This is a genomic window from Tianweitania populi (assembly GCF_014652875.1).
GTDB classification, from domain to species: Bacteria; Pseudomonadota; Alphaproteobacteria; order Rhizobiales; family Rhizobiaceae; genus Tianweitania; species Tianweitania populi.
Window position 1 is genome coordinate 174723 of the sequence record NZ_BMZQ01000001.1, and the last position, 26113, is coordinate 200835.

The following is a 26113-nucleotide window of genomic DNA, read 5'->3' on the forward strand; positions in this document are numbered from 1 at the left end:
GCGGCTCGGTTCTTCGCCGTTCTGGTCTTGTTGATGAGGGGTTGGCAGGGTTAGTGATAGACCTGCATTCCCATATTCTGCCTGGCTGTGATGACGGTGCCGCGGATGCCGCTGCTTCCCTCGCTATGGCGAGGGTCGCTGTGGCTGATGGCACACGGATTCTCGCCTGTACGCCGCATATTCTGCCAGGCCTCTACCATAATGATGCGGCCGGTATCGGTCGCCGAGTTCTGGCTCTGCGTAATGTTCTGTCGGACGAGAGTATCGACCTTCAGCTTGTTATAGGGGCTGATGTTCATATCGCGCCTGATCTGCTGCAGAAGCTTGCCGACAAGGTTGTGCCGACCCTGAATGGGTCACGCTATTTTCTACTTGAGCCGCCGCATCACGTCGTGCCGCCGAATTTCGTTGCCTTCGTCGAGCGTCTGATCGAGGCCGACTATATCCCGGTTGTCACGCATCCGGAGCGCTTGACCTGGGTGACAAAGAACTACGATCTGATCGAAAGCGTCGGGCGACTTGGAGCCTTGATGCAGATTACCGCGGGCTCCTTGACTGGGCAATTCGGCACGCAGGCCAAGGCTCTATCGGACCGGATGCTCGAAGAAGGCCGCATCGATCTGGTGGCCAGTGATGCACACAATGTGTCGGGCCGGTCTCCCGTGCTCTCAACCGCCTATGCGCTTGTTGAAGAGAAAGCCGGCGCGGAGACCGCTCGCAATTTGTTCGTTGAAACGCCTGCGCGGATTTTGCGGAATGCGCAGATCAGAGCCGTGGGCATGGACGCTGCACGCGGTGCGAAGCGCGAAGCGGTCTCGAAAAGCCGGGCAGGCAAGTTCTGGCGCATGTTTCAGGGGCGTTGATCATGGCGGGTTGTAAGACTTTGCGTATCGCAGTCGTATTCGCGGTGTCTGCTTTCATCGCGGCTTGTAACACCTCGTCACCAACCGACATGGGCATAGCCCAAGGCGCCCCAGCCTCCTCAGGATACGCATCGGCCGCGCTGCCGGGCGACGCCGACCTGCGCCAAGTACCCGAACTGCCAGCGCCGCCCGAAACGGCAGGTGGAACGGAAGTGCCGATCGCGCCCTCCGACACGCTCGAAGTCTTCGTGTTTCAGGTCTCCGACCTGTCACGCGCCGTGCAGGTCGATCCCAGCGGCAACATCAACCTGCCTCTGATCGGAAATGTCCAGGCGGCCGGTAAGCCGGTGCGGGTGCTGGAACAGGAAATCACGCGTGCTTACGCGCGGAACTACCTGCAGAACCCGCAGGTCAGCGTCACGATCAAGGAGTCCTCTTCCCGTCGGGTCACGATCGACGGTGAAGTCAACAAGGCCGGCGTTTACCAGCTGCCGCCCACGGCGTCATTGATCGACGCGATTGCGCTCGGTGGCGGCTTCAGCAAAGTCGCAGATACTGGCAAGGTCTATGTGTTCCGCCAGGTGGGCCGGCAGAAACTGGTCGCGCTGTATGATGTTGCGCAGATCCGCGCCGGCAAGCGGGCCAATCCCCGCATCTACGGTGGTGACGTCGTTGTTGTGTTCTCATCTTCCAACAAGGTCGCGTTCCAGAACCTGAAGGAAGCGCTTGGCGTGGCAAGTTCCGCCAGCCGCATTGGCGTCGGTCTTTAAGCCGCAGAGGGTAAGTTAGACAATCATGCTTGACCGACCTTCTCCCTACTCGCCAAACGCCCTTCAGGCCGCTCCGGGCGGTGCTCTGCGCCCGGATCTTGCTCCCTACGATTATGGCTACGGACGGTATCAGGAGGTTGACGAGCGCGACTCGTTCAACCCGCTGCAAATCTTTTTCTACGTTCTGCAATATCGCTGGCTGATCGTAAGTCTGCTCGCGATTGGTCTCGTACTCGGCTTTGCTATCACCATGATGCAGACGCCCAAGTACGAGGCAGCGGTCCGGCTGGAAGTCATGACACCGTCTGCCCGCGTGTTCCAGGAAATGGAAATGGTCGCGGAGGCGTCTGACGTGCGCGCATTCCTGACTGCCCGCGAGCGCTTGAAGAGCCGTGCAATCGCACAGCGCGTCGTGCTTGGCTTGGGCCTTTCCGAACAAGCCGCCTTTCTGTTCCCCGCGCCAGACTTTGCGCCGACCAATATCGTTCGTCGGGCGTTCGGCATGCGCTTCTCCGAGGATATGGCTGACTACGCGCCGGAACAGCGGGAAGGGATCGCCATAAAGCGGGTGATGGACAACCTGTCGGTTGACCTCCTTGCGAATACCAGCCTGCTGACAATTTCCTTCCGCGATCAAAACCCGGTCACTGCCCAGGAAGTCGCGAACCGTGTGGCGCAAAGCTATATCGACTCGCGTGTGGATCAAACTGGCGAAACGTCAGAGCTGGCGCGGCAGTTCATTCAGGATCAAGTTCTACAGGTCAAGGATAGGCTGCAGAAGTCCGAGGAGGCCTTGGTCGCCTATGCGAAGGAAGCCGGCATCACCATGACCGGCACGGACAGTTCTCTGATCGAAACGAGCATCCAGGCGATCAACGCTGCGCAATCGAAGGCGGTCGAAGAGCGCTTGAACTATCAGCGGCTGGTGCAGCAGATCGACCAGGGTCGTGGCGGCAGCCTTGAACAGGTTCTGTCCAGCGAGGGCTTACAGAAACTTCGCTCGGAGATCGCCGGTCTTTCGGCCGAGTACCAGCAGAAGCTCAGCACGTTCAAACCCGGTTTTCCGGAAATGCAGCAGCTTCAGGCGCAAATCAGCGAGTTGCGCAGGCAATATGAGGGCGGTGTTGCGGTTGTCACGGATGGCGTCCGTTTGAAACTGCAGGAAGCGCAATCGCGCGAAGCCGACCTTCAGCAAAAACAGACCGAGCTTCAGGCCGAGCAAGTCGCCTATCAGGACAAAAACATCCAGTATACGATCCTGAAGCGCGAGGTGGATTCCAACCGCAGCCAGTATGACAGTCTGATTGGCAAGCTGAACGATGTCGGTGTGGCGACCGAGTTGCGGCAGCAGAATGCCTCGATCGTCGACCTTGCGCCGATGCCGCAGTCACCGGTCTGGCCGCGTCTGCCGATCAACCTTGCGCTCGCTCTAGCCTTATCTGCTGCATTGGCGGCTGCAGTGGTTTATGTGCTGGAGTTGCTGAACAACACCTTCGTCAATCCGGAACAGCTCGAAAAGGAACTCGCGCTTCCGGTCATGGGGATCTTGCCGCAGGTGAAGCCGGCGGAGCTGGCGGCAAGTGCGACAGATCCAACGTCTGGATTGTCGGAAGCCTATCGCAGTTTGCGCACGGCCATCCAGTTTGCCGGTGCGGACGGTGCGCCGAAGATCCTGATGGTCACGTCCGCTGAACCGGCCGAAGGCAAGTCGACCACGGTTTACAAGCTGGCCCGCGATTTCGGTGTGCTTGGATCCAAGGTGGTCGTTGTGGATGCCGACTTGCGCAAGCCGGCCGTTCACCGCCAGTTCGGCCTCGATAATACCGTTGGCCTGAGCAACGTCCTTACCAACACGGTTTCCAAGGAAAAGCTGCCGCAGGTGATCCGTCGCACCAGCGCGGAGAACGTCTGGACGATAACCTCGGGCACGATCCCGCCAAACCCAGCCGACCTTCTGTCGTCACAGCGTATGGCGCTGCTGATTGGTCATCTCGCTGAGCGCTTCGATTTCGTCATCATCGACTCGCCTCCCGTGATCGGCCTGTCTGATGCGCCGATTCTCGGCCGTCTGGCGCGCGGAACCCTGTTGGTGGTGTCCTCCAATCAGGTCACCCGGAAGGCTGCCTCCTTGGCATTGAAGCGTCTGCGGGCTTCCGGCGCTCATGTGATCGGCGCAGCGATGTCCAAGTTCAGCGTCGGCAAATACGATTACAAATACGCCTACAGCTACATGAACAATCAGTACTACTCCTATGGAGGCGATGCTGAGCAATTAGAGGGACCTCATGACCAGCAGAGCGGCGCATCCGGTTCCGATGTCCATGCCTCGTCGGGCGGTGGCCTGCGTCGCCGCCTTCGCGCTGCTGTTGCTCGTTTGTCTGGGCGCTCTCGGCAGACTGTTACAGGCTGAGCCGAATGCCGCGCTGGGCGTCGATCCACTTAATGTCGACGCCCGTGTTGAAGCGATTACGGCCGCTCTCAACCAAAATCCTTCAGACCCCACTCAACTAGCGGGGCTTGATGCGGAAACGCGTGCCGCAATCGCGCGTGATCCGGTCGACGCGCGCTTGCGTGCGCTACTCGGCGAGGTGGAACTGCGATCCAACGAGCAGGCCCTTGCGGAAACGCAGTTCCTTGCTGCTCATCGTATCTCGAAGACCGAGAAGCTGGCTTTGCGGCGCCTGATCACGGCATCGCTGAACAAGGGCCAGACTGCCGAAGCGGTGCGCTATATCGACCTGTTCGTGCGGCGATGGCGCGACCAGTTCCCCGACGCGGCTGCGATCCTCGCCCCGCTTCTGCAGGATCCAGCCGCTTACGCGGAAATGCTGACGACGCTGCAGGCCAACCCGCCTTGGCGCGGTGCTTTGATACGATCGCTGGTCACCAGTGATGGCGGACTACCCTTGGCGAACCGGCTCGTTTTGGATCTGAGCACAAGCAAGTCTCCCGCCACCCCGGTCGAACTTCGCACCGTGTTGAGCGCGCTTGTGCGGGCCGGGGACTATCAGGGTGCTCATCGCCTGTTTCTCTTCACCTTATCCGATCAAGACTGGAACCGGGCAGGACTGGTGTTCAACGCGTCTTTCGAGCCGAGCGGCGGCACGCCAGTTCCGTTTGACTGGATCTATCGAAATACGGCGGCAGCCTATCTCGAAAGCTCGACAGTCGCGCCGCAGGACGGCATGAATGTTCGTTTCCTCGACAAGCCGGCTCGTGAGGTCGAGCTACGGCAGACGCTGGTTCTGGAGCCTGGGCGTTACCGCCTGAAGGTCGATGCATCGGGCGCGCTGCTCAAGGCGCCGAAAGGGCTGTTTTGGCGGTTGCGGTGCTTGAAGCCCGGCACTGAAATCACACGGCTTGATGTTGCTGAAGGCACCTACCGCAACAAGGAGAACGCCGTGGAATTTGATGTCGGTGATTGTCCCGCGCAAAGTCTGGAACTCCGTTCAGGGTTGACCATCGACAGCTGGCTTTATCGATATTCGGGCCGGGTGACCTTCCACAACGTTTCCATCGAGCGGCTCCAATGAAGCGAGCTAGCCGGGACAACGTGCACAAAACCCTTGTCGGGACAGCAATGACCTTGTCTCTCCTTCTGGGGGGAGGGACCGAAGCCGGCCTGTGGTCGGATGCGCTGCTGCAGGTCTGCATTCTTCTTGCGGTTGTTCCCGTGCTCATGGCATCCGACGGCGCTCCGATCGACCGGTCTGTCCTTATCGTCGTTGGCCTTGTTATGCTGGCACCGCTTGTTCAGCTTCTGCCACTTCCCTCAGGTCTCATAGAATGGCTGCGGATCGAGCCGTTCCGGCAGCCTCAGGGCTCATCTATCAGTTGGCTGACGATCAGCACCGGTGTCGGAAGCACGCTGCTGAGCTTCAGTTATGTGGCCGTGCTCGGGCTTCTTTTCCTCGCGATCATGCGGATGCCTGGGCCGTTCGTGCACGCGCTTCTGCCTTTCATGCTCCTAGGCGTGGCCTGCAATGCAGCCTTCGTTTTCGTGCAATATTCGGCGTCCAGCCGGCAGGTGATCGATGGGGTCCTCCCGTTTTCGATCTATTCGGGACTTTTTGCGAACCGCAATCACTTGGCCTCCCTGCTTTATCTCACCCTGCCGTTCCTTGTTTATTTTGCCACCTTCAAGAACCGCGGGCTTGCAGCCGGGCTGGCGATCGTCCTGACCTTGCTGATCTTGCTGGCGGCAGGATCGCGCGCCGGAGCGATCATCGGTGCTGCAGCGGTGATCTCTGCAATCGTGTTCCTCAGAGCACAATCGCGCGCGAGTGTAGCCGCTGTGCTTGGCACGCTGGTGGTTCTCGGCGTTTACGCCATGGGAACGTGGACGATTGTCGAGCAGAAGGAACTGGACGTTGTGTTCGGACGCTGGGAGTTCCTGCGCACGACGCTTGAAGGCATTAGGGAAAATTGGCTGCTCGGCGTAGGCTACGGTACGTTCCCGCGCGCCTACCAGGTCTATGAAGACGCGAACATGATCTTCGGCAGCTTCGTCAATCATGCCCATAATGAGTATGCCGAGCTTGTCTTCGAGGGCGGCATCGTGGCGGCCGTCCTGATCGTCGCGTATTGCCTGCTGCTTGTTCGGCAAGGCGCGCTGATCCGCTTCAATCAGTTCCAGAAGGCGGCCTTTCTCGGCATCGTCTTTCTGCTCATCCATTCGGCTGTAGATTACCCGCTGCGAACAATGGCGCTAGCCGTGACCTTCGTCTGGCTCAACGCCGTTACCTTCCATGCGGACTTCCGCGTTCAATCGGGAATGAAGAAACGCCGCATCGCCGTCCGCCACAATGGCAAGACAGTCACGATGCCTGTTCAGGGATCTTAAGCTTGCTACGCCGATAGCAGCGCGCGAAGCCTTATCGCTTCCTTCTGCGATATTGGACAATTGCGACGATCACCGTCAGGCCAAGCGGCAGGGCCAGGGTCCACGCGCTGTCAAATGCAGTGTCGATCAGGTAAGCGGTGAAATCCCGATGACCCTTCACCGTGTAGTCGTTGATCTCATTGCCCGCCTGGATCAGCCCGACGAGAACAAGCGCGCGCCAAGGCGATCGGCTGAGCGCGTAGGCTGCCAGGAAAAGGCCTAGGCCGATCAGCACATGAAGGGCGGGATCGGACAGACCTGTTTCTATGACGAGCATGCGCTTGAACGCGTAGAACTTGTTGATCGTCTACCTCATGCGGCTGGCATCTCAGCGGCATGGCTCAAGACGCAATGGGACGAACAGACCGGCAGCCTGTCAGCTAAGACGCGCCGTTTCCGAGGTCTTGAACATAGATGGTCGACCCTTTGCCGGCATGGATCTCAACCTTCGCAGCGACCGTCGCACCCATCTTCTGGTAAAATCGATGCGCGGGAGCCAAGGCGTCGCCAACCACAATGCGGAAGGCTCCAATTTGACGGCTGCGGAAGTGGTCCGCCAGCCTGGCATACAAGGCTGCTGCGCGTCCGCTGCCCCGAGCCTCAGGAAGCAAGGCGATGCTCAGGAGCTCATGATCGGGGAGGGCAGACCCCGCCGACTTCTTCCTGCCGTGACGAAGGATCTCGAGGATGCCCAAGACCTTCCTGGGCTTGAACAGCAGGGGCACACCGGCTCCCGCTAAACCAACTGGATGGCGCAGCATCTGGCGATAAACCGGACGCATCCCGCTGCTGCCGCAAACAAAGCCGATGACCTTATCGCCGTCTTTCTCGACCAGAAGAACGCTGTCGTCGCTTTCGTCGATCGCCCGATAAAGCTGGGTAAGGATGGCTGGGCCAAGGCTCGACAGAAAACCCTGATCGAGACATTGCACGTGCAATGCAGCAACCTGCCGATGAACATCCCGCTCAAACGGCATGCGCGGCTGCTCCCGGCCAGTTTACCTCTTCCGCCAGTTCCGCCGGTGGAGAAGGCAAAGTTGGAAAGGCCTGCCAAACCGCTTTCGATCGCGGTAGCGCCACAGCCCAGGCGGTGAGAACGATCAGCTTAAGATAGAGCCACACACTTTCATGCCGGACATACCACTCTTCCAGAGTGCCTTTGTAGGGCATGATGACTTGATCATAAAAGCGGTTTGGATCTTTTGCGGCGTGCATCATCTCTTCCTCACCGCGAAACACGATGGAGCCGATGCCCGAAAGGCCAGGACGAACTGCAACGATGACATCCTGTGAGCGCTTCGGGAAAGCATCGAAGCAGCGCTGTGTCTGCGGGCGTGGGCCAATGATGCTCATGTCCCCGAGGAAAATGTTGATCAACTGAGGCAGCTCATTGATCTTGGTTTTCCGCAAGAAACGCCCGACCGGCAAAACGCGCGGATCGCCCCGCACCGTCACAGTTCCGGTGCCGAGGTTAGGGCTGTTCTTGAGCATGGTGGCGAACTTCAGCAGTCCGAACATTTTCCCACCGCGACCGACCCGGTTCTGACGGAAAAAGATCTCACCCTCACCGGTCAGGCGCAGCAAGATGACGATGGGAATGAGAAGCGGCGACAGCACAATCAGGGCAATGCCGGAAAACAGAATATCAAGAAGCCTTTGCATTCCGCTCACATCCTGCTGTCGAGATAACGACCGGTTTCCTTGTGGTCGAAGTCCGGGATCATCGCATTGAACAGCGCGACCAGCTCAGGCTTGTCCCATGTCAAGCCGACACGGATGCGCTCAATCTGTTTGAGGAAATCGTCCAATGCCGCGGCGTCGAACACAGGCTCGTTCTTGATCACGCCGAGGTTGTCGAAGCGCTCCATGTCGAGCACTTCCTTGTTCGTGAAGAACTCCTCGAAATCCTTCTCACCTGTGGTGTCCGACGCGAAGAAATAAACCGGCCATTGTCGCTGTGCGATGAGTTCGGCGGCTCGATCGCGAGCCTCGTCTTCGGTTCCACATTCGTAGGGTTCATACCCCCGGGCGCGAAGATAGCGAACCGCGATGTCGGAAAAGCGCGTCAGGTTCAGCGTCTCCGACAGCTTGGGGAAGAAGATGTCCCGGTTTTCTCCAAGGATGCAGGACATCAAGCATAGCTCGCCAGATTCCTGTGGCGTCACGAAGTAGCGGCGAACATCGTTCGGCGCCGAAATCGGCTGGTTCTTGGCGAAACGCTGGTTGAAGCCGTGCAGGAGCGAACCATCGGAAAATGCGACGTTTGCGAAGCGCGCGGTTGAAATCTGCTGGCTCAGGCTCTCGCGCATCAGGAACATTTCCATGATGCGCTTCGATGCCCCCATCATGTTGACGGGGTTTGCCGCCTTGTCGGTCGACACACAAAAATACTTCTTCGCGTTGCCCGCCCGCGCCGCAGCAAGCGTCGAGATCGTGTTCAAGATATTCACCTCGATCAGCCGCATCAGGGTGAACGGGTCTTTTTCCGAGCGCACATGCTTGAGCGCGGACAGGTTCAGAACGTAGTCGTAGCCTTTCTCAGCCGCGATAAGCGCGTTGAAGTCGCGGCTGCCGCAGTCGATCGCAAAGGTACGGAAATCACCGTCATTGTAGCCAATGGTTGAGCGGATATCGCGAACCAGTTCTACCATGTTGTTTTCGGAGATATCGACCACATGGAGCGCGCGCGGGTTGCGTTTGAAGATTTCGCGCGTCACCGCCTGCCCGATGGAGCCGGCACCGCCGATAACTAGGAAGCGCGAGGCGCCGATGGTGTCGGCGAGATGCGCTTCGTGCTGCGCGACATCCTTGTCGAACAGCGGGGTTTCGCGGCCGATGAGGTCAAGAACGTTCATTGGTGATCCTGTGAAACTCGCTTTCCGGAACGCTTGACGGCAAGTTGACGATGCGGTCCGACAACCAGCGCGAAGTATCCAACCCGTCGCTCTGGCAGGACGAGAACATGTCCAACTCGCTCATCAGCCGCCAGATGGGCCGGGTCATGGTTTGATGTTCGTTTGTGTAGGACAGAAATGCGTCACGTTCGTCACGGTCGTTGAGAATGACCGCGTTCAGCCACCAGTTCGGCGTCGTGCCCTCCCTGGCATCCACGAAGCGCAAGCCATGTTCGGCACAGAAGGTGCGGTATCGCGCTGCGATATCGGCCTTGATCGCCAGCATCGCCGGCAACTTCTCCATCTGCGCACAGCCAAGAGCGGCATTCAGGTTCGGCAGGCGGTAATTGTAGCCGACCTCATCATGGACGAATTCATAAGGGTGCGGGATTTTCGCGGTGGTCGTGAGATGCTTGGCGCGCTTGGCGAGTTCCGGATCGTCCGTCACGATCATGCCGCCGCCGCCAGTGGTAATGACCTTGTTGCCGTTAAAGCTGTAGGTCGCGAGTTTGCCAAAGGTCCCGGTGTGCCGCTCCCCGACATAGCTTCCGAGCGACTCAGCGGCATCCTCGACCAGCGCGATGCCGAACTCTTCGCAGATCGCAGCGATTTCCGCGATGCGAACCGGGAAGCCAAAGGTGTGCATCGGCACGCAAGCGGCAATCCGCGCGCCTGTCGTGATGTTGACGGCGCGTCCCTGTTCGGGCCGGCTGTTGGCCTCCAACCAGCGGCGCAACGCGACAGGGCTCATGCCCAACGTGTCTTCGTCGACATCGATAAAGACCGGCTTGGCGCCGATATAGCTGATGGCATTGCAGGTGGCGATAAAGGTGAGCGCCTGGCTCAGAACCTCGTCGCCACGCTCAATACCGGCCAGGATCAAGGCCGCATGAAGCGCGGCCGTTCCGTTGACCGTGGCAATGGCAAACTTCGAACCGCTGAACGCCGCAATTCGCTCCTCGAACTCCGTCACACGCGCGCCGACGGAGGAAACGAAGTTGGAGTCGATGCAGTCGATCAGATACTGCTTCTCATTGCCCTCGAACACCGGACGATGCAGTGGGATGAAGCCCTCGCCGAAGATTTCCCGCACAAGTGCGATGAGGTTGTCCGTCGTATCCGTGTCGATCATCAGGTCAATCTTTCAGGCTATGCGCCCCTATGGCATAAAAGTTGCTGTATGGGGAGGTGCCGGTGGCAATCCCATCAGCTCCATGATCGCACGGTTGACCTGCCGAACATCGTACTTGCGGGCAACGAGCTGGAAACCGGCTTCACCCATGGCTTCAGCTTCCGCGGGATGGTCGAGCAGGTAAGCGATGGCCTCGGTCAAGGCAGACGGATCACGCACCGGCACCAGACGGCCGTTGACCCCGTCCTCAACCGTTTCGCGACAACCCGGCGCATTCGTCGTGACAACCGGACGTCCCATCGCCATCGCCTCGAGCACGGAGCGCGGCGTGCCCTCGCGATAGGATGGCAGAACATAGATGCGGGCTTGCGCGATATGCGGCCGCACGTCCTCGGCTGCACCAAGATACTCCAGCCCCTGCGCGGTCCAGGCGGCGACTTCGCCCTCGGCGATCGCATCCGGTCCGCCATCGAACGGGCCCACAAGCTGGAAGCGCGCCTGAGGATGGGATTTGCGCAAGCGCAACGCTGCCTCGGCATAGTCGCGCACGCCCTTGTTGCCTAGCAGCCGCGCGATCATCAAAACGACCGGATCGGAGGGCAGGGGCTGGCGCGCATAATGTTCGGTATCGACGCCCGAACCATTGATCATACCGACCTTGCTCGGATCCGCCAGACAGCCGGCGCGGATAAAATCCGCTTTGTCATCGGGGTTCTGGAAAAGAACGCGACGGTTGCGGCTCGTGGCAGCGCGATAAAGCCTGCGTGCAATCAACCCAGTCACACGCTGTGTGGGCGACGGCGCAACGCCGGTGTCGGTAAAAGCATACCCCAGCCCCGTCACCATCGCCACCGATGCGACACCCACAGAGTGCGCGGCAAAGGCGCCCCAGATATTCGGCTTGATCGTATAGGTCAGCACGACATCCGGCCGAACGGAGCCGATCAACCGCCGCAAGCCCTTGCAGTAGCGGAGATCAGCCAGCATCCCCGTCCCGTTCCGCTCCATCGGCGTGTCATGCACTTCAGCGCCCAATTCGACTAACTGGCGACGCAGTTCGGTCGAAATATCCGGCGCTCCAACCGAAACCCGGTGCTTGGCGGCCAGCATGTCCCGGATCAACGGGCCACGGAAGTTCAGGAGCGAAGGGGCATAGGAGGCGAGGATGAGGATGTGCATGCGGGGCGCTTCTTGCACCGCACCGCGGGCGGACAGCGAATGCTGCTCTACAAGCTTCATGGGAAATGCCGGACTCGTCTATGCTGAAACCGTCTCACCTGCTCCTGATACCGCGCATAAGCGCTTCGCGGCACATAGGAGAAACCCAACAGCAGCAACATGGGCATGAACATCCACTTTTGCCTTAGGGCAATGCCAAGATTGGCCGTGGTCAGTGCCAGGATCACTAGGGTGGTGCCTGAGAAGATGATCAGGAAGTAGCGCGGGAAGGCTGGAAGGATGCTGCGCCCATATATCGCGTTACGAATAAAATACAGGAACAAGCCGATAAGAAACATATTTTCCAGGCCTGAGATTAGGCCGAACACCCCTCCAACCTCTAGAGGAAGCGGCCTAAAAAGGTAAGTGAAAAGTTGCACAGGAAGCGGCATCGACGCTATGTCAATCGAGCTGCCACCTCCAAGATTATATCCCTGTCGCTTTTCAATATAATCCCCTACGTCTGAGAGATCAGATGCCTCTCCTAAGCCAGCGTAGCTAAGTCCGACCAAAATTCCCGCTAACGCAAATGGAAATAGAAAGCAAGACAGAATAATTTTTTGCGATAGACTGGTTCTAGAAAGTATTACAGCTGGGAATGCCAGTGAAATCAGAAAGATGCCTGCAATATGAGGTCTGGCCAAAAGATACAAGAGAACTGCAATCACGAAGATAAACACTCTTCGCCTCGCGTCTAGGATACCCCAGCAGAGCAATCCACTTGCCATGAAGGTAAGGCTATCTTTTCCTAATCCTGAACTCCAAAAGCTGACGCTAGGTAGGAAGAGGACTAGCATGAAAAGTTGGCGTGCCCGTCGATTAGAAAATGTCGTGACTTGCATAAAGCTGCTCGCCAAGCCAAGTAAACCGAGATAACCTAGGAGATTAGCGATTAGAAAAACGTTCCCATAGGAGAGTCCAAGGTTATTTGAAAAAATAGATGTAAAGTAAATTACACCCCAAGTTCCGGATGATATGCCGCCTTCGTAGCTAATAGAAGAAAGGAAATAGCGAGTGGAATCGGCGGGATTTGATAAGGAATACAGGTAATAAACAATGCAAAGCAAAGAGTGGAAGAAATATAAATTTATCGAAAGATATGACGGAAGAAGAAGTGCCTTGCGTTGAACTGTCGCTATAAGAATTCCGAGGAAAAAAATAATAAAAGCAGCGAAAACATGCCAGGCATTGTCAAAAAATAATAACATGCGTCGCGCTTGCTAGTTTTTCATGAGTGAATATCGACCCTTGAGAAGGAACTTAGTCATTCTAATTAGCCCGGGCAGCTGAGCGTAAAATCTGGGCAACTCGCGGACCGTGTACTTGTAATGAATACGACTGTTCGACTTTTCTACGGCCGGCCTGTCCCATGCGGTAGCGTAATTCGGGATCTCTCAAAAGAGCCCCGAGTGCATGCTTCCATTCCAGATCGTTGCTGGCAAAAAACCCATTCACACCATGTTCTACAATATCATTGTTGGCCCCAACAGGCGATGCGACAACCGGTAGGCCGCATGCCATGTATTGGATCAGCTTGTAACCGCATTTCCCGCGAGCCCAAGGCGTATTATCCAGGGGCATAATGCCAATGTCCATACCTTGGATCAGGGAGACCTCCCGAGCTTCGCTCCAATCAAAAAACTCTACTTCGTCCGTGGTAGAGTAGCCGTGACCGGCACCTACTGCTCGGAAGACCGCCTTGCTTTCGCGTGCTGTCTGGCGAACCAGATCAAAAATAGGCTGCCCGAAAGTCCGCCACGTTTGCGGGGTTCCGATCCAGCCGATCCGGGCTTTAACGTTATGATCGACAGATGTTCTAAGCTTATAGGCTTTGACATCGACAACCGTTGGAACGATCATTACGCGCTTGGCGCCTGCTTGTTGTGCATACTCGGCGAGATAGTGGTTGCCAGCCGTGACAATATTTGAGTGGGACATGACAGCGGAGATTTTGGACCCTAGCAAGCGTCTCACGAGTTTGCGGGTGTGCTGATCGTAGCGGTGAAAGATTGCATCATCATAATCGCTGACCAACGGTACGTTTCTCGGGATAACTCGCTGCTCTATAAACCACGGAAGCCAAGGAAATGCTTCCTTCTCAAGCCAGATCAAATCCGGCTTCTTTGATCCTTGCAAACCCATTAAACGCTTAAGGTAATAGCTTGCGACGCTAGTAGGGCTTTGTGCGCCTCGATACATCCCGGCGAGATACTTAGCATCGAACAAAGAGGAGACCTGCACCTCCATCCCGGCCTCGTGCAAGTATGGAATGTACTGCATCGTCCGTAGTCGGCTCGACGCGCCTTGGCGATCGTAACGAGAGAGGATCAGAAGGTGAGTCATGTAGTCTTGCTTGTCTGGAGAGGCAGGATGGAGGCGTAAAGCTCCCGATAGGCACGTGTGCCCGCTTCAAGCGAAAACACCTCTTCGGCTGTTTTGCGGCAACGCGATGGCAAATGGGGATCGGCGGTAAGCCTTTCCAAGGCGTCCAGTACCTCGTCCATGTCTTCCGTAGCGGATGATCGCGCTAAAACCCCCACGCAATTTCGTTCGATGATCTGCGCGACATCGCCGACCCCAGCATTGGCGACTACAGGGATGCCGCAACCGAGCAATTCACCCAGCCGGGTAGGCGAACTGCCAAGCTTGCTTAAACCCTCGGTAAAGAACATTGCGGAGACGCTTTGGCGTTGCACTGCCTTATGCACCTCGTGCGGCGCCATGGAGTAGATTTGCAAACGGCTCTGGAAAGCAGGGTTCCCGCCCATCGCCTCGCGCACTTTTTTCGGGTCGTCGCGCGTGATGATGTGAAATTCCGAATTGACATCACGCCTAGCAGCGGCCTGAAAAAACGCCGCCAACCAGTCTTGCCGAAACCACCCGCTTAGGATTGTTCCCAAGCATCCGTAAATGCGAGGGCTGTCATGGAAGGGCGCAGGAACGAACCGGTTGAGATCGGCGCAGGTTGGTATTATGGCAAGACGTTGTTCCGCCATCTCGCGCGGATAAATCTCTTGAAGATGTACAACGGCAGACTCAGTTAAGGAAACAACGGCTGCAGCGCGTTTGATACAAAGGCGCTCTGTGGCGGCAATAGCGCGATGTGCCGGCGACCCCCTCCTCAAGCGGCCAGCTGTAATCATTTCTTCCGGCCAGAGCGCTCTCATGTCAAAGATAAAGGGCGTTCGGGTAATGGCTCCTGCCACTAACGCTACAGCAGCGGGAATGTATGATCTAGCGTGAATAAGCTGGGCTCCTCGGCTATACGTTACACGCACACAAAGCCAAAAGAAGATGAGCATGCTCCAGACATGAGCAATGCCTTTGGGTCGACCGTGGAAGCGTTGTGGCAACCACCGGATGCCGTAGCGCGCGCAGTCTTTCCGCGCTCTTTCCAAAGCCGCCTCATCTGCCAGATCCTCCGCCTTCTCGAAAGTGATCAAAGTGATATCATAATCTTTTGAAAGCCCGCGCAGATAGGCGAAGACTTGACTTTGCCCAAGCGGTTCCATCAGCCCATTTCGGGTTAGGTAGAGAGTAGAAAGCTTTTTGCTGGACAAGTTCATCCTTATCGCTTTTAGATGGAAGCAAATATCATCAATAACGAGATGCCTTATTTTAATAAAATTGCCTTCGGAGAACTGTCGATATTCAAGATCTTTTTTGCCGAATACCAATAGGATAATCGCCAGACAAATAATGCAATACCAGAAGAAACTGCAGCGCCTTTAATACCAAAAATTGGTATAAGCAAGAAGTTAAAGAAAATATTGGCTATCATAGCTAAAACCTGACCCTTTATGTTTTCCCGCTCATTTCCTGACATTGCCAAAATGTTTCCAGCGGAGCCAAAGAATGCGTAACAGCACTGAGAAAGAGTCAAGATTACGAGGGGAGTGTAAGCAAGAACATACTCATCCCCAAATATAACAGCTATAATCTGTTTGCCGAAGAGGAGGAATGCGATAAAGACCGGTATTGTAGAAATAAACGATATCGCAGCCGAGTAAGATGCTAATTTCTGAAGCGCGCGCGTATTTTTCTGAGCATGTAACCTGGCGATGTGGGGTTGTACAACAAGTTCAACTGTCATAAGTCCGAAAGCTGCAAAGGTAGCTGCTGCAACTGCGGTCCGATATATGCCGACTTCTCTATCATCAATTAGGAAGCCAATCATCACCAGATCAACGTTCTGGTTTATCAACATCATTCCGCTCATCAAGGATAAGGGAAGAAGTGATTTCATCCATGATGAAACTTCCATTCGCGGCGATATTCTTCTCGTCAACGCACTTGGCTTCGAGCCGAGGAGAATAAATGTTCCTAATATGAATGAAAGAAAGCCAACTAATGCGTGAATGAGCAAGGAAGACTTTGCATCAATCTGACTGCTTGCAGATAATATCCAAATCACCCCAGCAAGCATAAATGGTTTTACAACTTGATCGGGTAACTGACCAACGAACATGCGACGAAGTCCACGCAGTGCAGCTGCTCTCGCCTGTCCCAGACTTATAATCGGGATCAGGGGTAAAGCCCATAACAAAGCAGATGCTCGCTTTTCGTCCATCTCTTGGCTTAGCGTTAGATACCATGCACCGACCAACACCATCATGATCAAGGAGGTGCATAGTATTGCCGCCGTAGACCAGCGCCATAAACCGCTTACAAGCGGCCAGTCCTCTGATGCTTCGGCTTTTGCCGTTTCACGCACTATGAGAGTTGGTAGGCCCAGCTGTACTGGAATGGCGAGCACGGAGATAATTGAGAAAATAAAGGAGTAGGTGCCGAATTGTTCTGCACCTAGGCAGCGCGCAAGGGTTATAGATGCCGCCATGGCGGCAACTATACTTAGAATACGAACTACGAGGCTTGCGAGGCCTCCTCGGATAAGCTGGGCACCGAATGTATGTGGATCGGCATGGAAGAGGCGTTTTAGCATGTCACTATTGGGGCTCGGAAAGTCCGTAAGACCTATCTTGGACGCATTCGGAGTGACAGCTTACAGCCTCAGGTCGCTTTCGGCGGCTTCAAACAGGTGCTTCAGATCATAAAGAACATGCTCTTCCGCCCCCAAAGCGCGGATTCCGTCCGCCCCCATCGCGCCGAATTCGCGATGCGCCACGGCCAAGATCACACCGTCATAGCTCTGCGCAGCCGGGTTCGTGATCAGATCAATGCCATATTCATGCTTGGCTTCCTGCGCATCCACCCAAGGATCGTAAACATCCACCGCGATGTTGAACTCTTCCAGTTCGGCAACGACATCCACCACCCGCGTGTTGCGCAGATCAGGGCAGTTTTCCTTGAAGGTTAGGCCGAGCACCAGCACGCGGGCGCCGTTGACCTGGATGCGGCGCTTGAGCATGGCCTTGACCATCTGGCCGGCGACATAGGCGCCCATGCCGTCGTTGATGCGGCGTCCGGCCAGGATGACCTGCGGGTGGTAGCCGAGGGTTTCGGCCTTGTGCGTGAGGTAATAGGGATCGACGCCGATGCAGTGGCCGCCCACGAGGCCGGGGCGGAAGGGGAGGAAGTTCCACTTCGTGCCGGCAGCCTTCAGCACGGCTTCCGTGTCGATGTCCATGCGGTTGAAGATGATGGCGAGTTCGTTGATGAGCGCGATGTTGAGGTCGCGCTGCGTGTTTTCAATGACCTTTGCCGCTTCGGCCACGCGGATCGACTCAGCCTTGTAGGTGCCGGCCTCGATGATCGAACCGTAGAGCGCGTCGACCAAGTCGGCGACTTCCGGCGTTGAGCCAGACGTGACCTTGCGGATCGTGGTCAGTCGGTGGGCCTTGTCGCCCGGATTGATGCGTTCGGGCGAGTAACCGGCGAAGAAATCCACGTTGAACTTCAGACCCGAAACACGCTCAAGAACCGGAATGCAGTCTTCCTCGGTGGCGCCGGGATAGACCGTGGATTCGTAGATCACGATATCGCCGCGCTTCAGCACGCGCCCGAGCGTTTCCGAAGCCTTGATGAGCGGGGTCAGGTCGGGGCGCTTGCTGTCGTCGATCGGGGTTGGAACGGTGACGATGTAGATTTGTGCCGCCGCCAGTCCGGCCGGATCGGCGGTGAAGCTCAGATGCCTGGCTTCCGCCAGCTCTTCGGGCGAGGTTTCCAGCGTATGGTCGGTGCCGCCCCGAAGTTCGGCGATACGCGACTGGTTGATGTCGAAGCCGAGAACCTTGCGATGCTTCCCGAACTCCACGGCAAGCGGGAGGCCGACATAGCCGAGGCCGATCACGGCCAGCGTAGCATCATCCTTGGGCAGCATGCGCGAAAGCTCACTCATTTCTGGTAGTAATCCCTGAACCAGGCTACGAACTTCGCGATGCCGTCACGGAAATCGGTTTGTGGGCGGTAACCCGTGAGGCGCTGCAGAAGATCGGCATCGGCCCATGTCGCCGGCACGTCGCCCAGCTGCATGTCCATGTAGTTGCGCACCGCCTTCTTCCCGAGGCAGTCTTCGATGGCGTCGATGAAATCGAGCAGCCTGACCTTTTCCGAATTGCCGATATTGACGATGCGGAACGGCGCAACCGGCGACAGGCTGTCACCCGGCTCGATCTCATCCTTGGATGCGGGACGCACCGGCTGTGCATCGATCAGGAGGCGAATGCCGCGCACGAGATCATCGACATAAGTGAAGTCGCGATACATGTCGCCATGGTTGTAAATGTCGATCGGACGATCATCCAGGATCGCATCGACGAACTTATAGAGCGCGAGATCCGGCCGGCCCCAGGTGCCGTAAACCGTGAAGAAGCGGAACATCGTCGTCGGCAGGGTCCAGAGGTGAGCATAAGCATGCGCCATGCTCTCATTGGCCTTCTTGGTCGCCGCGTAGATCGTAAGCTGGGTGTCCGCTTTCTCGGTTTCGGTAAACGGCATCTCATCATTGGCGCCGTAGACCGATGAGGTTGACGCCATCAACAGATGCTGAACCTGCAGCCGCCTGGCAGCCTCCATGACGTTGAAGGTGCCGATCACATTGGCGTCGAGATAGGCGCGTGGGTTCTCCAGGCTGTAGCGAACCCCGGCCTGTGCCGCGAGATGCACGATCACATCAGGTGCGAAGTCATTCGCGACCTGATCGAAGCGCGCCTGATCCTCCAGCATGCCTTCGGTGGCCGAAAAGTTTGCGTTCTGAAGCAGCATGGCATGGCGGCGCTGCTTGAGGCGGACATCGTAATAGTCCGTCATGCCGTCATAACCATGGACGCGAAAACCCTCGGCGAGCAGCAGCTTGGCCAGATGAAAGCCAATGAAGCCAGCTGTGCCCGTTACGAGGATACGTCTCATGCAGTCATGCTCCTGAAGCGAGCCAACTCACGGCTGAACGCCAACAAGCTGGTTCACCTGATTATCTTGCGCGGTGTGGCTTAAGGTCGACCTTTGGCTCTACACGCTTGAACGAGCATGGTGGCTCGTCTGAAAGTCTGTACCTTGCTGTACGCGACGCTTCCTGCGCCATCAAGAGCGACACCTGCCTACAAGTGCGGACACGAAGCACCGTCGCCACACGCACTTACAACGCCTTGTATGACAATTTCAATATCAGGGTTGCGTGATATAGGTGTTGGTGTACGTTGCAGGCCGCCGAAACAGCCCCCGAAAATCATTCATGCCGTCACTTGACCAGTCGATCCCCAGGCTTGGCGCGCAGCGTCGTTTGTTTGGCATGAAGCGGTTCCAGCTTCTTGGTGGATTGATCTTCGCGATCCTGCTGCCAGCACTTGTCAGGATGAGCGAAGGTGGTGTGGGAGTTCTTGCCGGATCAAACATCCGCACGACCTTGGCGGCAGCTTTCCTCGCCCATCTACTAGGCTACATGGTTTATCGCCGGCTTGGGGCCGTGCCTGGGATCGCCGGGGCAGGCTATATTCTGCCGACCTTTGCCTGGTCATACGGCACGATCTTCCTGATTATCTTCTTCTGGCGCCTGGATTACAGCCGCTTCCAGGCGGCCGGCAGCTTCGTCATGTCGACGCTTTGGTACTTCGGCATGAGCGTGGTGTCGCGCCGGATGGCGCCGCGCGAACTCGCGATCATTCCCGGCGGTGCCGTCGAAGTTCTCACCGAAATCTCAGACATCATTTGGCATCGGGTTCGACAGCCAAGCGGACGCCCGTCTGGCGTCAGCGGAATTGTCGTCGATCTGCGCGCGGATCTTTCGGATGATTGGGAGCGCTACATCGCAGATGCGGCGCTGGCGGGCATTCCCGTTTATCATTTCAAGCAGGTGCGCGAGTCTCTCACCGGTCGCACCGAGATCGAGCATCTTTCGGAGAACACGCTGGGGTCACTGAACCCCAACATGCTCTATCTGAAGGTCAAGCAATCGATCGACTGGATTGCGGCGCTGAGTATGCTGGTTGTGCTCTCGCCGATCCTTCTGGCGATCGGTCTGGCCATTCGATGGGATTCGCCCGGCCCGGCCTTGTTCCGTCAGCAACGCATGGGCTATCGCGGCGAGCCTTTCCAGATGGTGAAGTTCCGCACAATGCGGGCAGAGCAGCCTCGCGGTGAGCGCAGGGAAGCCGCGATTACTAGGGATAATGACACCCGCATCACGCGGCTAGGACGTTTTCTGCGACGCACGCGCATCGACGAACTGCCTCAGGCTATCAACATCCTGCGGGGTGAAATGAGCTGGATCGGGCCGCGCCCGGAAGCCATGGCCCTGTCCGAACTCTATGAGGAGAAGCTGCCTTTCTATCGCTACCGGCATATTGTGCGACCGGGCATCACGGGCTGGGCGCAGGTGAATCAAGGGCATGTGCACAGCGTCGATGACGTTCTGAGCAAGCTTCACTTCGACTTCTACTACATCAAGAACTTTTCGCCCTGGCTCGATCTTGTCATTGTTCTTCGAACCATTAAGACGATGCTGACCGGCTTCGGAGCCAAGTAGGACGGCGGCCGAGCTTCCACGAGCCCGCACTCCTCGGGAACTTCACCACTCCGCCATCGGTTGTCCCAGCAACAGCCCAACCAAGCGGGAGAAGCAGGATAATGGCGAAGCAGAAGGATGAGGCTCCGGAGGCGACTGCGGTGCAAGAAGCGCTGGATGCGCCGGGGCAGGGTGATTTAAGCAAGATCAAGACGGTAGATCTGTCCCTGCATGGGGACGGGATCGATCATTGGCAGGATGAACCGCAGGATGCGGGCGAAGATGCCAAGCCGCGGGACAAGGATCGGGAATAGGTTGTGCTTGCTTTGCATGGTGCTTCGAGGCGGTTAGAGCCCGGGAATTGCGTAGTTCAGCCGTCGCGATGAGGTCCAGGCGCGGACATTCGATATGCGGCCTTGGTGATCGGCCGATTCGCTGTTAGGCTGGTGCCAACTCAAAGACATGATGCACCTGCAGCTGCCTTTTGGCGCGCGGTGCGGAAGGATTAAACGTGAAGGATCCCGATCCCGACGCCCATGCGTCGGCGAACAGGGGATCGATGCATGGATCGGGGCAGGGCGCACGTCCGGCCGAGGCCGAATCTTCTTCTCAAGGGGTTGGTTCTCGATCCGCAAGGTCCCCGGCGCAGCCGCCGTCACCGCCATCGTCCAAGCGGCGGCGCAAGAGGAAGCGCGGCCGGCAGGGCTCCGGCAAGGGCGGTCAGGCCCCTGTCCAATCGTCGGCCGCATCGCAGAACGAGAACAAGGCGCAGAGCGCGGGCAAGGTGAGCGAGCCTGCCGCCAAGTCTGCGCGACCGGCGGAAGGTCAGTCACAGGCGCCGTCGGCCAAAAAGCGACGGCGTCGTTCCCGGGGCGGAAAGAACGGCAACGGTGCGCTTGTTCGTGCCGACGCAGGCCAGCCGGACCAGCGCCGCCAGACACCCGCTGCTGCGCAACCTGTTCCTGCACCGGTGCAGATCCGTCTGCCCGAACAGGCCGAGCGCAAGTCTGCACCGCAGCCCGCCTATGCAGCACTCGATCTTGGCACCAACAATTGCCGGCTGCTCGTCGCGGTGCCGACGCGCTCCGGGCAGTTTCGCGTGGTGGATGCGTTTTCGCGCATCGTGCGGCTGGGCGAGGGGCTGACCGCGACCGGGCGGCTTGGCGATGCCGCAATGACGCGCGCGGTCGAAGCGCTGAAAGTCTGCGCCGACAAGCTCGCCGCGCGCGACATCAAGCAGGCTCGGCTGATCGCCACGGAAGCCTGCCGTTCGGCAGCCAATGGCGAGGAGTTTCTCGATCGTGTGAAGCGCGAAACGGGCTTGCAGCTCGAGATCATCGACCGCGAAACGGAAGCGCGGCTGGCCGTGTCCGGCTGCGGCTCGCTGGTGGAGCGCGGCACGAAAGCGGTCGTGCTGTTCGATATTGGCGGCGGCTCTTCCGAGATCGCGCTGGTAGATGTGTCGGGCGAGCGGCGGCCGCGTTTGGCGCGCCATATCGTGGCGTGGACCTCCTTGCCGGTCGGCGTCGTTTCGCTGGCTGAGCGCTTCGGCGGTCGCACGGTGACGCCTGAGATCTTCCAGGCCATGGTTGCCGATGTGGCCGGCATGCTCGACCGCTTCGATGAACGCGGCAAGCTTGGCGCCCTCGCGAATGGGCCGGATTTCCATCTGCTCGGGACCTCCGGCACGGTCACCACGCTGGCCGGCGTGCATCTTGGCCTTGAACGCTATGACCGCCGCCGTGTCGACGGTCTTTGGCTCGACCGCGCGAATGTCGATGCCATGATCGCCAAGCTCGTGTCATGGGATTTCGCCGAGCGCGTGGCCAATCCATGCATCGGGCCGGACCGTGCCGATCTCGTGCTCGCCGGTTGCGCGATCCTGGAAGCGATCCGCGCTGTCTGGCCCTCCGAGCGGCTGCGGGTTGCCGATCGCGGTTTGCGCGAAGGTATTTTAAGTGAACTGATGGGCGACGATGGCGCTTGGCGCCGTCAAACCAACACCAACAATCAGCGGCAGGGCACGCGATGAAACCGCCGAGCAAACGTCCGGGCAGTTCTACGGCGGGAAGCGGCGCGCGTGCGCTGAAGACCCGCATCAAGAAGACCAAGCTGAAGAATTCGTCGCGGCGCTGGCTCGAACGGCACCTCAACGACCCCTACGTGCATCGTTCCAAGATGGAAGGCTACCGTGCGCGCTCGGCCTATAAGCTGATCGAGATCGACGACCGCTACCACATCCTGAAAAAGGGACTGCGGGTGATCGACCTTGGTGCGGCTCCGGGCGGCTGGTGCCAGGTTGCGGTTCAGCGCGTCACTTCGAGCGACGAAGACAAGCGTGTCGTTGGTATCGATTATCTCGAAATGGACGAGCTGCCCGGCGTCAAACTTCTGCAACTCGATTTCCTGGATGATGAGGCTCCAGCGAGGCTGATGGAGGCATTGGGCGGGTCGCCGGACATCGTCTTGTCGGATATGGCAGCACCCACGACAGGCCACAGCCGGACCGATCACATCCGCACCATGCATCTGTGCGAAGTGGCGGCGGATTTCGCGATTTCCGTACTGAAGCCGGGCGGGCATTTTCTCGCCAAGACGTTCCAGGGCGGCACGGAAAACGAGTTGCTCGATCGCTTGAAGAAGAATTTCAAGTCGGTCCACCACGTCAAGCCGGCTGCCTCGCGTGCCGAGTCCGTCGAGCTTTATCTTCTTGCGCGCGACTTTAAGGGTCGGGCGCCGGAGATCGTGGAAGAGGCGGAAGACGCCGAAAACGAAGGCTAAACCACCGGCGGCTGCTGCGCCACGGGATCTTCCGGCGGCGGTGGTCGGCGGTGGCCGGATACGTCGCTGCCTGCGTTACGGTCCATAAAGAAGAAGGGCACGATCGCTAGCATCGAGATCAGGCCGACGATGGTGAAGGCGATCACGAAGGTCGATTGCCCCAGCTGAACGCCAGTGAAGATCGGTGCAATTTCCAGGATGGCGCCAGCGATGGCCACACCGATCGCGACGGAAATCTGCTGCGAGGCCGCTGCAATCGCGGTCGCCTGACCGGCATCCTTGTTCTCCACTTCGGCAAACACCAGCGCGTTGGCGGAGGTGAAGAACAGCGAGCGGAAGAAGCCGGCAAACAGCAGCACGACCGTGATCACCAGATGCGGCGTGGCAGCGGTGAAGAAGCCGTTGGCGATGATCAGGATGCCGCCGATCAGGCCGGCGCTGATTAGCACCGTGCGGAAACCGCCCCGCCGCAAAAGTGATGGTGCCAGCATCTTCATCATCAGCGCACCACCGGCAGACGCGAAGGTCAGCAGGCCGGACTGGAACGGCGTCAGGTTGAAAACGAGCTGGAAGAACAGCGGCAGCAGGAACGGGATTGCGCCGATGCCGAAGCGAAACAGCGTACCGCCCATGATCGCGCGCCGAAAGGTCGGGTTGCGGAACATGCGCAGGTCGATGATCGGCGCGGCGTGGCGTCGAGCGTGGCGAATGTAGAACAGGCCTGAAACGAGGCCGACGCCGACCGTCAGCAGGCCCACCCACATCGGAAGAACTGGAAGGCTCGTAACTGACAGGCCGAACACCAGCCCGGATGCCGCGAGCCCCGCCATGACGAAGCCGGCCGCATCGATGCGCGCGCCCTTGATGCCCGGCATTTCCGGCATGATGCGGCCTGCGAAATAGATGCCCGCAAGGCCGATCGGCACGTTGATCAGGAAGATCCAGTGCCAGGAGAAGTAGGTGGTGATGAAGCCGCCCACCGGTGGTCCGACCAGCGGGCCGATAAGGCCAGGGATGGTCAAGAGCGCCATGGCATTCACCAGATCGGCCTTCGATGTCGCCCGCACCAGAACGAGGCGGGCGACCGGCGTCATCATCGCGCCGCCCATGCCTTGCAGGAAGCGCGCTCCGACAAAGGCACTGAGCGAACCGGAAAAGGCGCAGGCGATCGAGCCAATCACGAACACGGCGATCGCCGTGCGAAAGACGTTCTTTGCGCCATAACGATCTGCCATCCAGCCGCTGACGGGGATGAAGATCGCGACCGACACGAGATAGGCCGTCAGCGCCAGCTTGAGCGCGATCGGGCTCGTTTCTATGTCGCGGGCGATGGCTGGCAGGGAGGTCGAGATCACCGTCGAATCCATGTTCTCCATGAACAAGGCGACGGCGAGCACGATGGGAAGCGCGCGATTGAAGCCGGCGGTCTTCACAGGAGGCTGGTTCTCGGCGGAAGAAACACGATCCATAGATGGCTATCTTTGTTGTCCGGGCTTCTTTGGACCGGCATCGAACCCTTCGCAAGGCATAACGTTGGTGTGAAAGGGATTGCCGGCGCGTTCTGTTCGGCCAGCTTACCGAGCATACCCGCTGTCATGCCTTGTTTCTGCCGACCCTCATTGCTGCCAACCCTTATCGTTACAGGAGAGTTCCATGACCAATGCCTTCGACCGCCGATCGCTGTTCAAACTGGGTGCTGCCGCGGGAACGGCAGCGCTTGTTGCGCCGCAGATCATGACGCGCGCGGCCTTTGCAGACGCGCCGCAACGCCCTGAAGTCGGCAATGCCGGTTTCCACCGCTTCAATCTCGGGAGTTTCGAGGTGACGGTGCTGCTCGATGGCATTCGGCCGGGCGATGGCCCATATCCGACCTTTGGCGCGGATCAGAAGGCCGAAGACGTGGAAGCGCTGATGGTGGAGAATTTCCTGCCGCCCAAGCGCATGATCAACCAGTTCAACCCCGTGCTGGTGAATACCGGAAGCGAGCTGGTGCTGTTCGACACCGGCATGGGTCCGGATGGACGCCAGGCCGGCATGGGCCAGCTGACGCGCCGCATCGCCGATTCCGGTTACTCCCCAGCGGATATCACCACCGTTGTGATCACCCACATGCATGGCGACCACATCAACGGCTTGATCGAAGGTGACCAGCCGGCCTTCATCGGCGCGCGCTATGTCACCGGGCAAACCGAATGGGATTTCTGGACCTCACCGGACCGCAAGGGCACGCCGGCCGAAGGCAATGCCAAGGCGGTGCAGGCCAAGGTCGTGCCGCTGAAGGACAAGACGACGTTCATCCAGGACAAGGCGACCGTCACGCCCGGCATCACCGCGATGGCGGCACCGGGTCATACACCGGGCCATATGGTGTTTATGCTGGAATCGCAGGGCCGCAAGCTCCTGCTGACGGCCGACACCGCCAACCACTTCGTCGCGTCCTTGCAGCGGCCGGATTGGGAAGTGTCGTTCGACGTCGACAAGGCGCAGGCGGCTGCTACGCGCAAGACGATCTTCGGCATGCTGGCTTCCGAAAAGATGCCCTTTATCGGCTATCACATGCCGCATCCGTCCGTCGGCTATGTCGAGCCGCTGGCCGAAGGCTTCCGCTTCGTGCCTGCAACCTACCAGTTCCAGGTCTGAGCCGACGGCCGACAGCGCAGGGGATGACGCAAGG

General features: G+C 58.3%; 23 protein-coding genes. 10 read left to right on the forward strand and 13 right to left on the reverse strand.

What is annotated here, in order from left to right; all coding sequences use genetic code 11:
- Positions 1-53: 53 nt before the first annotated feature.
- The 5 genes from IE166_RS00875 to IE166_RS00895 are packed head-to-tail and all read left to right on the forward strand — an operon-like array spanning position 54 to position 6476.
- Positions 54-863 carry a tyrosine-protein phosphatase gene (locus IE166_RS00875; protein ID WP_244641275.1) on the forward strand — a complete coding sequence of 270 codons (810 nt, stop codon included), beginning with the start codon at positions 54-56 and terminating at the stop codon, positions 861-863.
- Between the two features lie 2 nt (positions 864-865).
- Positions 866-1633: a polysaccharide biosynthesis/export family protein gene (locus IE166_RS00880; RefSeq protein ID WP_189500984.1), complete on the forward strand. Its 768-nt coding sequence runs from the start codon at positions 866-868 to the stop codon at positions 1631-1633.
- 25 nt (positions 1634-1658) lie between these two features.
- Positions 1659-4043: a GumC family protein gene (locus tag IE166_RS00885; RefSeq protein WP_189500986.1), complete on the forward strand. Its 2385-nt coding sequence runs from the start codon at positions 1659-1661 to the stop codon at positions 4041-4043.
- Positions 3949-5166 carry a tetratricopeptide repeat protein gene (locus tag IE166_RS00890; RefSeq protein WP_189500988.1) on the forward strand — a complete coding sequence of 406 codons (1218 nt, stop codon included), beginning with the start codon at positions 3949-3951 and terminating at the stop codon, positions 5164-5166. The genes IE166_RS00885 and IE166_RS00890 overlap by 95 nt, the downstream gene beginning before the upstream one ends.
- Before the next feature lie 47 nt (positions 5167-5213).
- Positions 5214-6476 (forward strand): O-antigen ligase family protein, encoded by a 1263-nt coding sequence (locus IE166_RS00895; RefSeq protein WP_189500990.1) that lies wholly within the window; start codon positions 5214-5216, stop codon positions 6474-6476.
- Between the two features lie 31 nt (positions 6477-6507).
- On the opposite strand, the gene IE166_RS00900 is transcribed toward IE166_RS00895, so the two are convergent.
- From IE166_RS00900 to IE166_RS00955, 12 genes are all read right to left on the reverse strand, one after another.
- Positions 6508-6792 carry a hypothetical protein gene (locus IE166_RS00900; protein WP_189500992.1) on the reverse strand — a complete coding sequence of 95 codons (285 nt, stop codon included), beginning with the start codon at positions 6790-6792 and terminating at the stop codon, positions 6508-6510.
- A gap of 103 nt (positions 6793-6895) precedes the next feature.
- A complete protein-coding gene (locus IE166_RS00905) occupies positions 6896-7492 on the reverse strand; it encodes a GNAT family N-acetyltransferase (protein ID WP_189500994.1) in 597 nt (198 codons plus the stop codon).
- Positions 7482-8177, reverse strand: coding sequence for a sugar transferase (locus IE166_RS00910; RefSeq protein WP_189500996.1), 696 nt, complete (start codon positions 8175-8177; stop codon positions 7482-7484). The genes IE166_RS00905 and IE166_RS00910 overlap by 11 nt, the downstream gene beginning before the upstream one ends.
- A gap of 5 nt (positions 8178-8182) precedes the next feature.
- Positions 8183-9370 (reverse strand): UDP-N-acetylglucosamine 4,6-dehydratase, encoded by a 1188-nt coding sequence (locus tag IE166_RS00915; protein WP_189500997.1) that lies wholly within the window; start codon positions 9368-9370, stop codon positions 8183-8185.
- The gene (locus IE166_RS00920) at positions 9357-10541 is read right to left on the reverse strand and encodes a LegC family aminotransferase (RefSeq protein WP_189500999.1); all 1185 of its coding nucleotides are present in this window, start codon (positions 10539-10541) and stop codon (positions 9357-9359) included. Before IE166_RS00920 ends, IE166_RS00915 begins: the two co-directional genes overlap by 14 nt.
- 27 nt (positions 10542-10568) lie before the next feature.
- On the reverse strand, positions 10569-11780 hold the full coding sequence (locus IE166_RS00925) for a glycosyltransferase family 4 protein (RefSeq protein WP_210312935.1): 1212 nt from the start codon (positions 11778-11780) through the stop codon (positions 10569-10571).
- Complete coding sequence (locus IE166_RS00930; protein ID WP_189501001.1) at positions 11777-12967, reverse strand: hypothetical protein; 1191 nt, start codon at positions 12965-12967, stop codon at positions 11777-11779. Before IE166_RS00930 ends, IE166_RS00925 begins: the two co-directional genes overlap by 4 nt.
- A gap of 61 nt (positions 12968-13028) precedes the next feature.
- A complete protein-coding gene (locus IE166_RS00935) occupies positions 13029-14039 on the reverse strand; it encodes a glycosyltransferase family 4 protein (protein ID WP_244641277.1) in 1011 nt (336 codons plus the stop codon).
- Positions 14040-14098: 59 nt separating this feature from the next.
- Positions 14099-15436 (reverse strand): glycosyltransferase, encoded by a 1338-nt coding sequence (locus IE166_RS00940; RefSeq protein ID WP_244641278.1) that lies wholly within the window; start codon positions 15434-15436, stop codon positions 14099-14101.
- Complete coding sequence (locus IE166_RS00945) at positions 15373-16701, reverse strand: flippase (RefSeq protein WP_189501004.1); 1329 nt, start codon at positions 16699-16701, stop codon at positions 15373-15375. Before IE166_RS00945 ends, IE166_RS00940 begins: the two co-directional genes overlap by 64 nt.
- Before the next feature lie 60 nt (positions 16702-16761).
- Positions 16762-18057, reverse strand: a complete 1296-nt coding sequence (gene tviB / locus IE166_RS00950; protein ID WP_280514851.1) for a Vi polysaccharide biosynthesis UDP-N-acetylglucosamine C-6 dehydrogenase TviB — start codon at positions 18055-18057, stop codon at positions 16762-16764.
- Complete coding sequence (locus IE166_RS00955; protein ID WP_189501006.1) at positions 18054-19067, reverse strand: NAD-dependent epimerase/dehydratase family protein; 1014 nt, start codon at positions 19065-19067, stop codon at positions 18054-18056. The genes tviB and IE166_RS00955 overlap by 4 nt, the downstream gene beginning before the upstream one ends.
- A gap of 322 nt (positions 19068-19389) precedes the next feature.
- On the opposite strand from IE166_RS00955, the gene IE166_RS00960 reads away from it, so the two are divergent.
- The 4 genes from IE166_RS00960 to IE166_RS00975 all read left to right on the forward strand — a co-directional run bounded on the left by IE166_RS00960 (position 19390) and on the right by IE166_RS00975 (position 23439).
- On the forward strand, positions 19390-20679 hold the full coding sequence (locus IE166_RS00960) for a sugar transferase (protein WP_189501007.1): 1290 nt from the start codon (positions 19390-19392) through the stop codon (positions 20677-20679).
- Between the two features lie 101 nt (positions 20680-20780).
- A complete protein-coding gene (locus tag IE166_RS00965; protein ID WP_189501008.1) occupies positions 20781-20972 on the forward strand; it encodes a hypothetical protein in 192 nt (63 codons plus the stop codon).
- 245 nt (positions 20973-21217) lie between these two features.
- Positions 21218-22690: a Ppx/GppA phosphatase family protein gene (locus tag IE166_RS00970; protein ID WP_244641385.1), complete on the forward strand. Its 1473-nt coding sequence runs from the start codon at positions 21218-21220 to the stop codon at positions 22688-22690.
- Positions 22687-23439 (forward strand): RlmE family RNA methyltransferase, encoded by a 753-nt coding sequence (locus IE166_RS00975; protein ID WP_189501010.1) that lies wholly within the window; start codon positions 22687-22689, stop codon positions 23437-23439. Before IE166_RS00970 ends, IE166_RS00975 begins: the two co-directional genes overlap by 4 nt.
- Here IE166_RS00975 and IE166_RS00980 read toward each other — a convergent pair.
- Entirely contained in the window at positions 23436-24908 is a 1473-nt protein-coding gene (locus IE166_RS00980) for an MFS transporter (RefSeq protein WP_189501011.1), read from the reverse strand. The two genes, IE166_RS00975 and IE166_RS00980, sit on opposite strands and share 4 nt — an antisense overlap.
- A gap of 184 nt (positions 24909-25092) precedes the next feature.
- On the opposite strand from IE166_RS00980, the gene IE166_RS00985 reads away from it, so the two are divergent.
- A complete protein-coding gene (locus IE166_RS00985; protein ID WP_189501012.1) occupies positions 25093-26079 on the forward strand; it encodes an MBL fold metallo-hydrolase in 987 nt (328 codons plus the stop codon).
- The last annotated feature ends 34 nt before the right edge of the window (positions 26080-26113 follow it).

Excerpts from the sequence above, each read along its gene's own strand:
- IE166_RS00965 (WP_189501008.1), top strand. The coding sequence starts at position 20,781 with ATGGCGAAGCAGAAGGATGAGGCTCCGGAGGCGACTGCGGTGCAAGAA.
- IE166_RS00975 (WP_189501010.1), top strand. The coding sequence starts at position 22,687 with ATGAAACCGCCGAGCAAACGTCCGGGCAGTTCTACGGCGGGAAGCGGC.
- IE166_RS00955 (WP_189501006.1), bottom strand. The coding sequence starts at position 19,067 with ATGAGACGTATCCTCGTAACGGGCACAGCTGGCTTCATTGGCTTTCAT.
- IE166_RS00920 (WP_189500999.1), bottom strand. The coding sequence starts at position 10,541 with ATGATCGACACGGATACGACGGACAACCTCATCGCACTTGTGCGGGAA.
- IE166_RS00980 (WP_189501011.1), bottom strand. The coding sequence starts at position 24,908 with ATGGATCGTGTTTCTTCCGCCGAGAACCAGCCTCCTGTGAAGACCGCC.
- IE166_RS00970 (WP_244641385.1), top strand. The coding sequence starts at position 21,218 with ATGCATGGATCGGGGCAGGGCGCACGTCCGGCCGAGGCCGAATCTTCT.
- IE166_RS00900 (WP_189500992.1), bottom strand. The coding sequence starts at position 6,792 with ATGCTCGTCATAGAAACAGGTCTGTCCGATCCCGCCCTTCATGTGCTG.
- IE166_RS00915 (WP_189500997.1), bottom strand. The coding sequence starts at position 9,370 with ATGAACGTTCTTGACCTCATCGGCCGCGAAACCCCGCTGTTCGACAAG.
- IE166_RS00905 (WP_189500994.1), bottom strand. The coding sequence starts at position 7,492 with ATGCCGTTTGAGCGGGATGTTCATCGGCAGGTTGCTGCATTGCACGTG.
- IE166_RS00945 (WP_189501004.1), bottom strand. The coding sequence starts at position 16,701 with ATGCTAAAACGCCTCTTCCATGCCGATCCACATACATTCGGTGCCCAG.
- IE166_RS00885 (WP_189500986.1), top strand. The coding sequence starts at position 1,659 with ATGCTTGACCGACCTTCTCCCTACTCGCCAAACGCCCTTCAGGCCGCT.
- tviB (WP_280514851.1), bottom strand. The coding sequence starts at position 18,057 with ATGAGTGAGCTTTCGCGCATGCTGCCCAAGGATGATGCTACGCTGGCC.
- IE166_RS00985 (WP_189501012.1), top strand. The coding sequence starts at position 25,093 with ATGACCAATGCCTTCGACCGCCGATCGCTGTTCAAACTGGGTGCTGCC.
- IE166_RS00930 (WP_189501001.1), bottom strand. The coding sequence starts at position 12,967 with ATGTTATTATTTTTTGACAATGCCTGGCATGTTTTCGCTGCTTTTATT.
- IE166_RS00925 (WP_210312935.1), bottom strand. The coding sequence starts at position 11,780 with ATGAAGCTTGTAGAGCAGCATTCGCTGTCCGCCCGCGGTGCGGTGCAA.
- IE166_RS00960 (WP_189501007.1), top strand. The coding sequence starts at position 19,390 with ATGCCGTCACTTGACCAGTCGATCCCCAGGCTTGGCGCGCAGCGTCGT.
- IE166_RS00910 (WP_189500996.1), bottom strand. The coding sequence starts at position 8,177 with ATGCAAAGGCTTCTTGATATTCTGTTTTCCGGCATTGCCCTGATTGTG.
- IE166_RS00895 (WP_189500990.1), top strand. The coding sequence starts at position 5,214 with ATGACCTTGTCTCTCCTTCTGGGGGGAGGGACCGAAGCCGGCCTGTGG.
- IE166_RS00880 (WP_189500984.1), top strand. The coding sequence starts at position 866 with ATGGCGGGTTGTAAGACTTTGCGTATCGCAGTCGTATTCGCGGTGTCT.
- IE166_RS00935 (WP_244641277.1), bottom strand. The coding sequence starts at position 14,039 with ATGCAGTACATTCCATACTTGCACGAGGCCGGGATGGAGGTGCAGGTC.
- IE166_RS00890 (WP_189500988.1), top strand. The coding sequence starts at position 3,949 with ATGTCCATGCCTCGTCGGGCGGTGGCCTGCGTCGCCGCCTTCGCGCTG.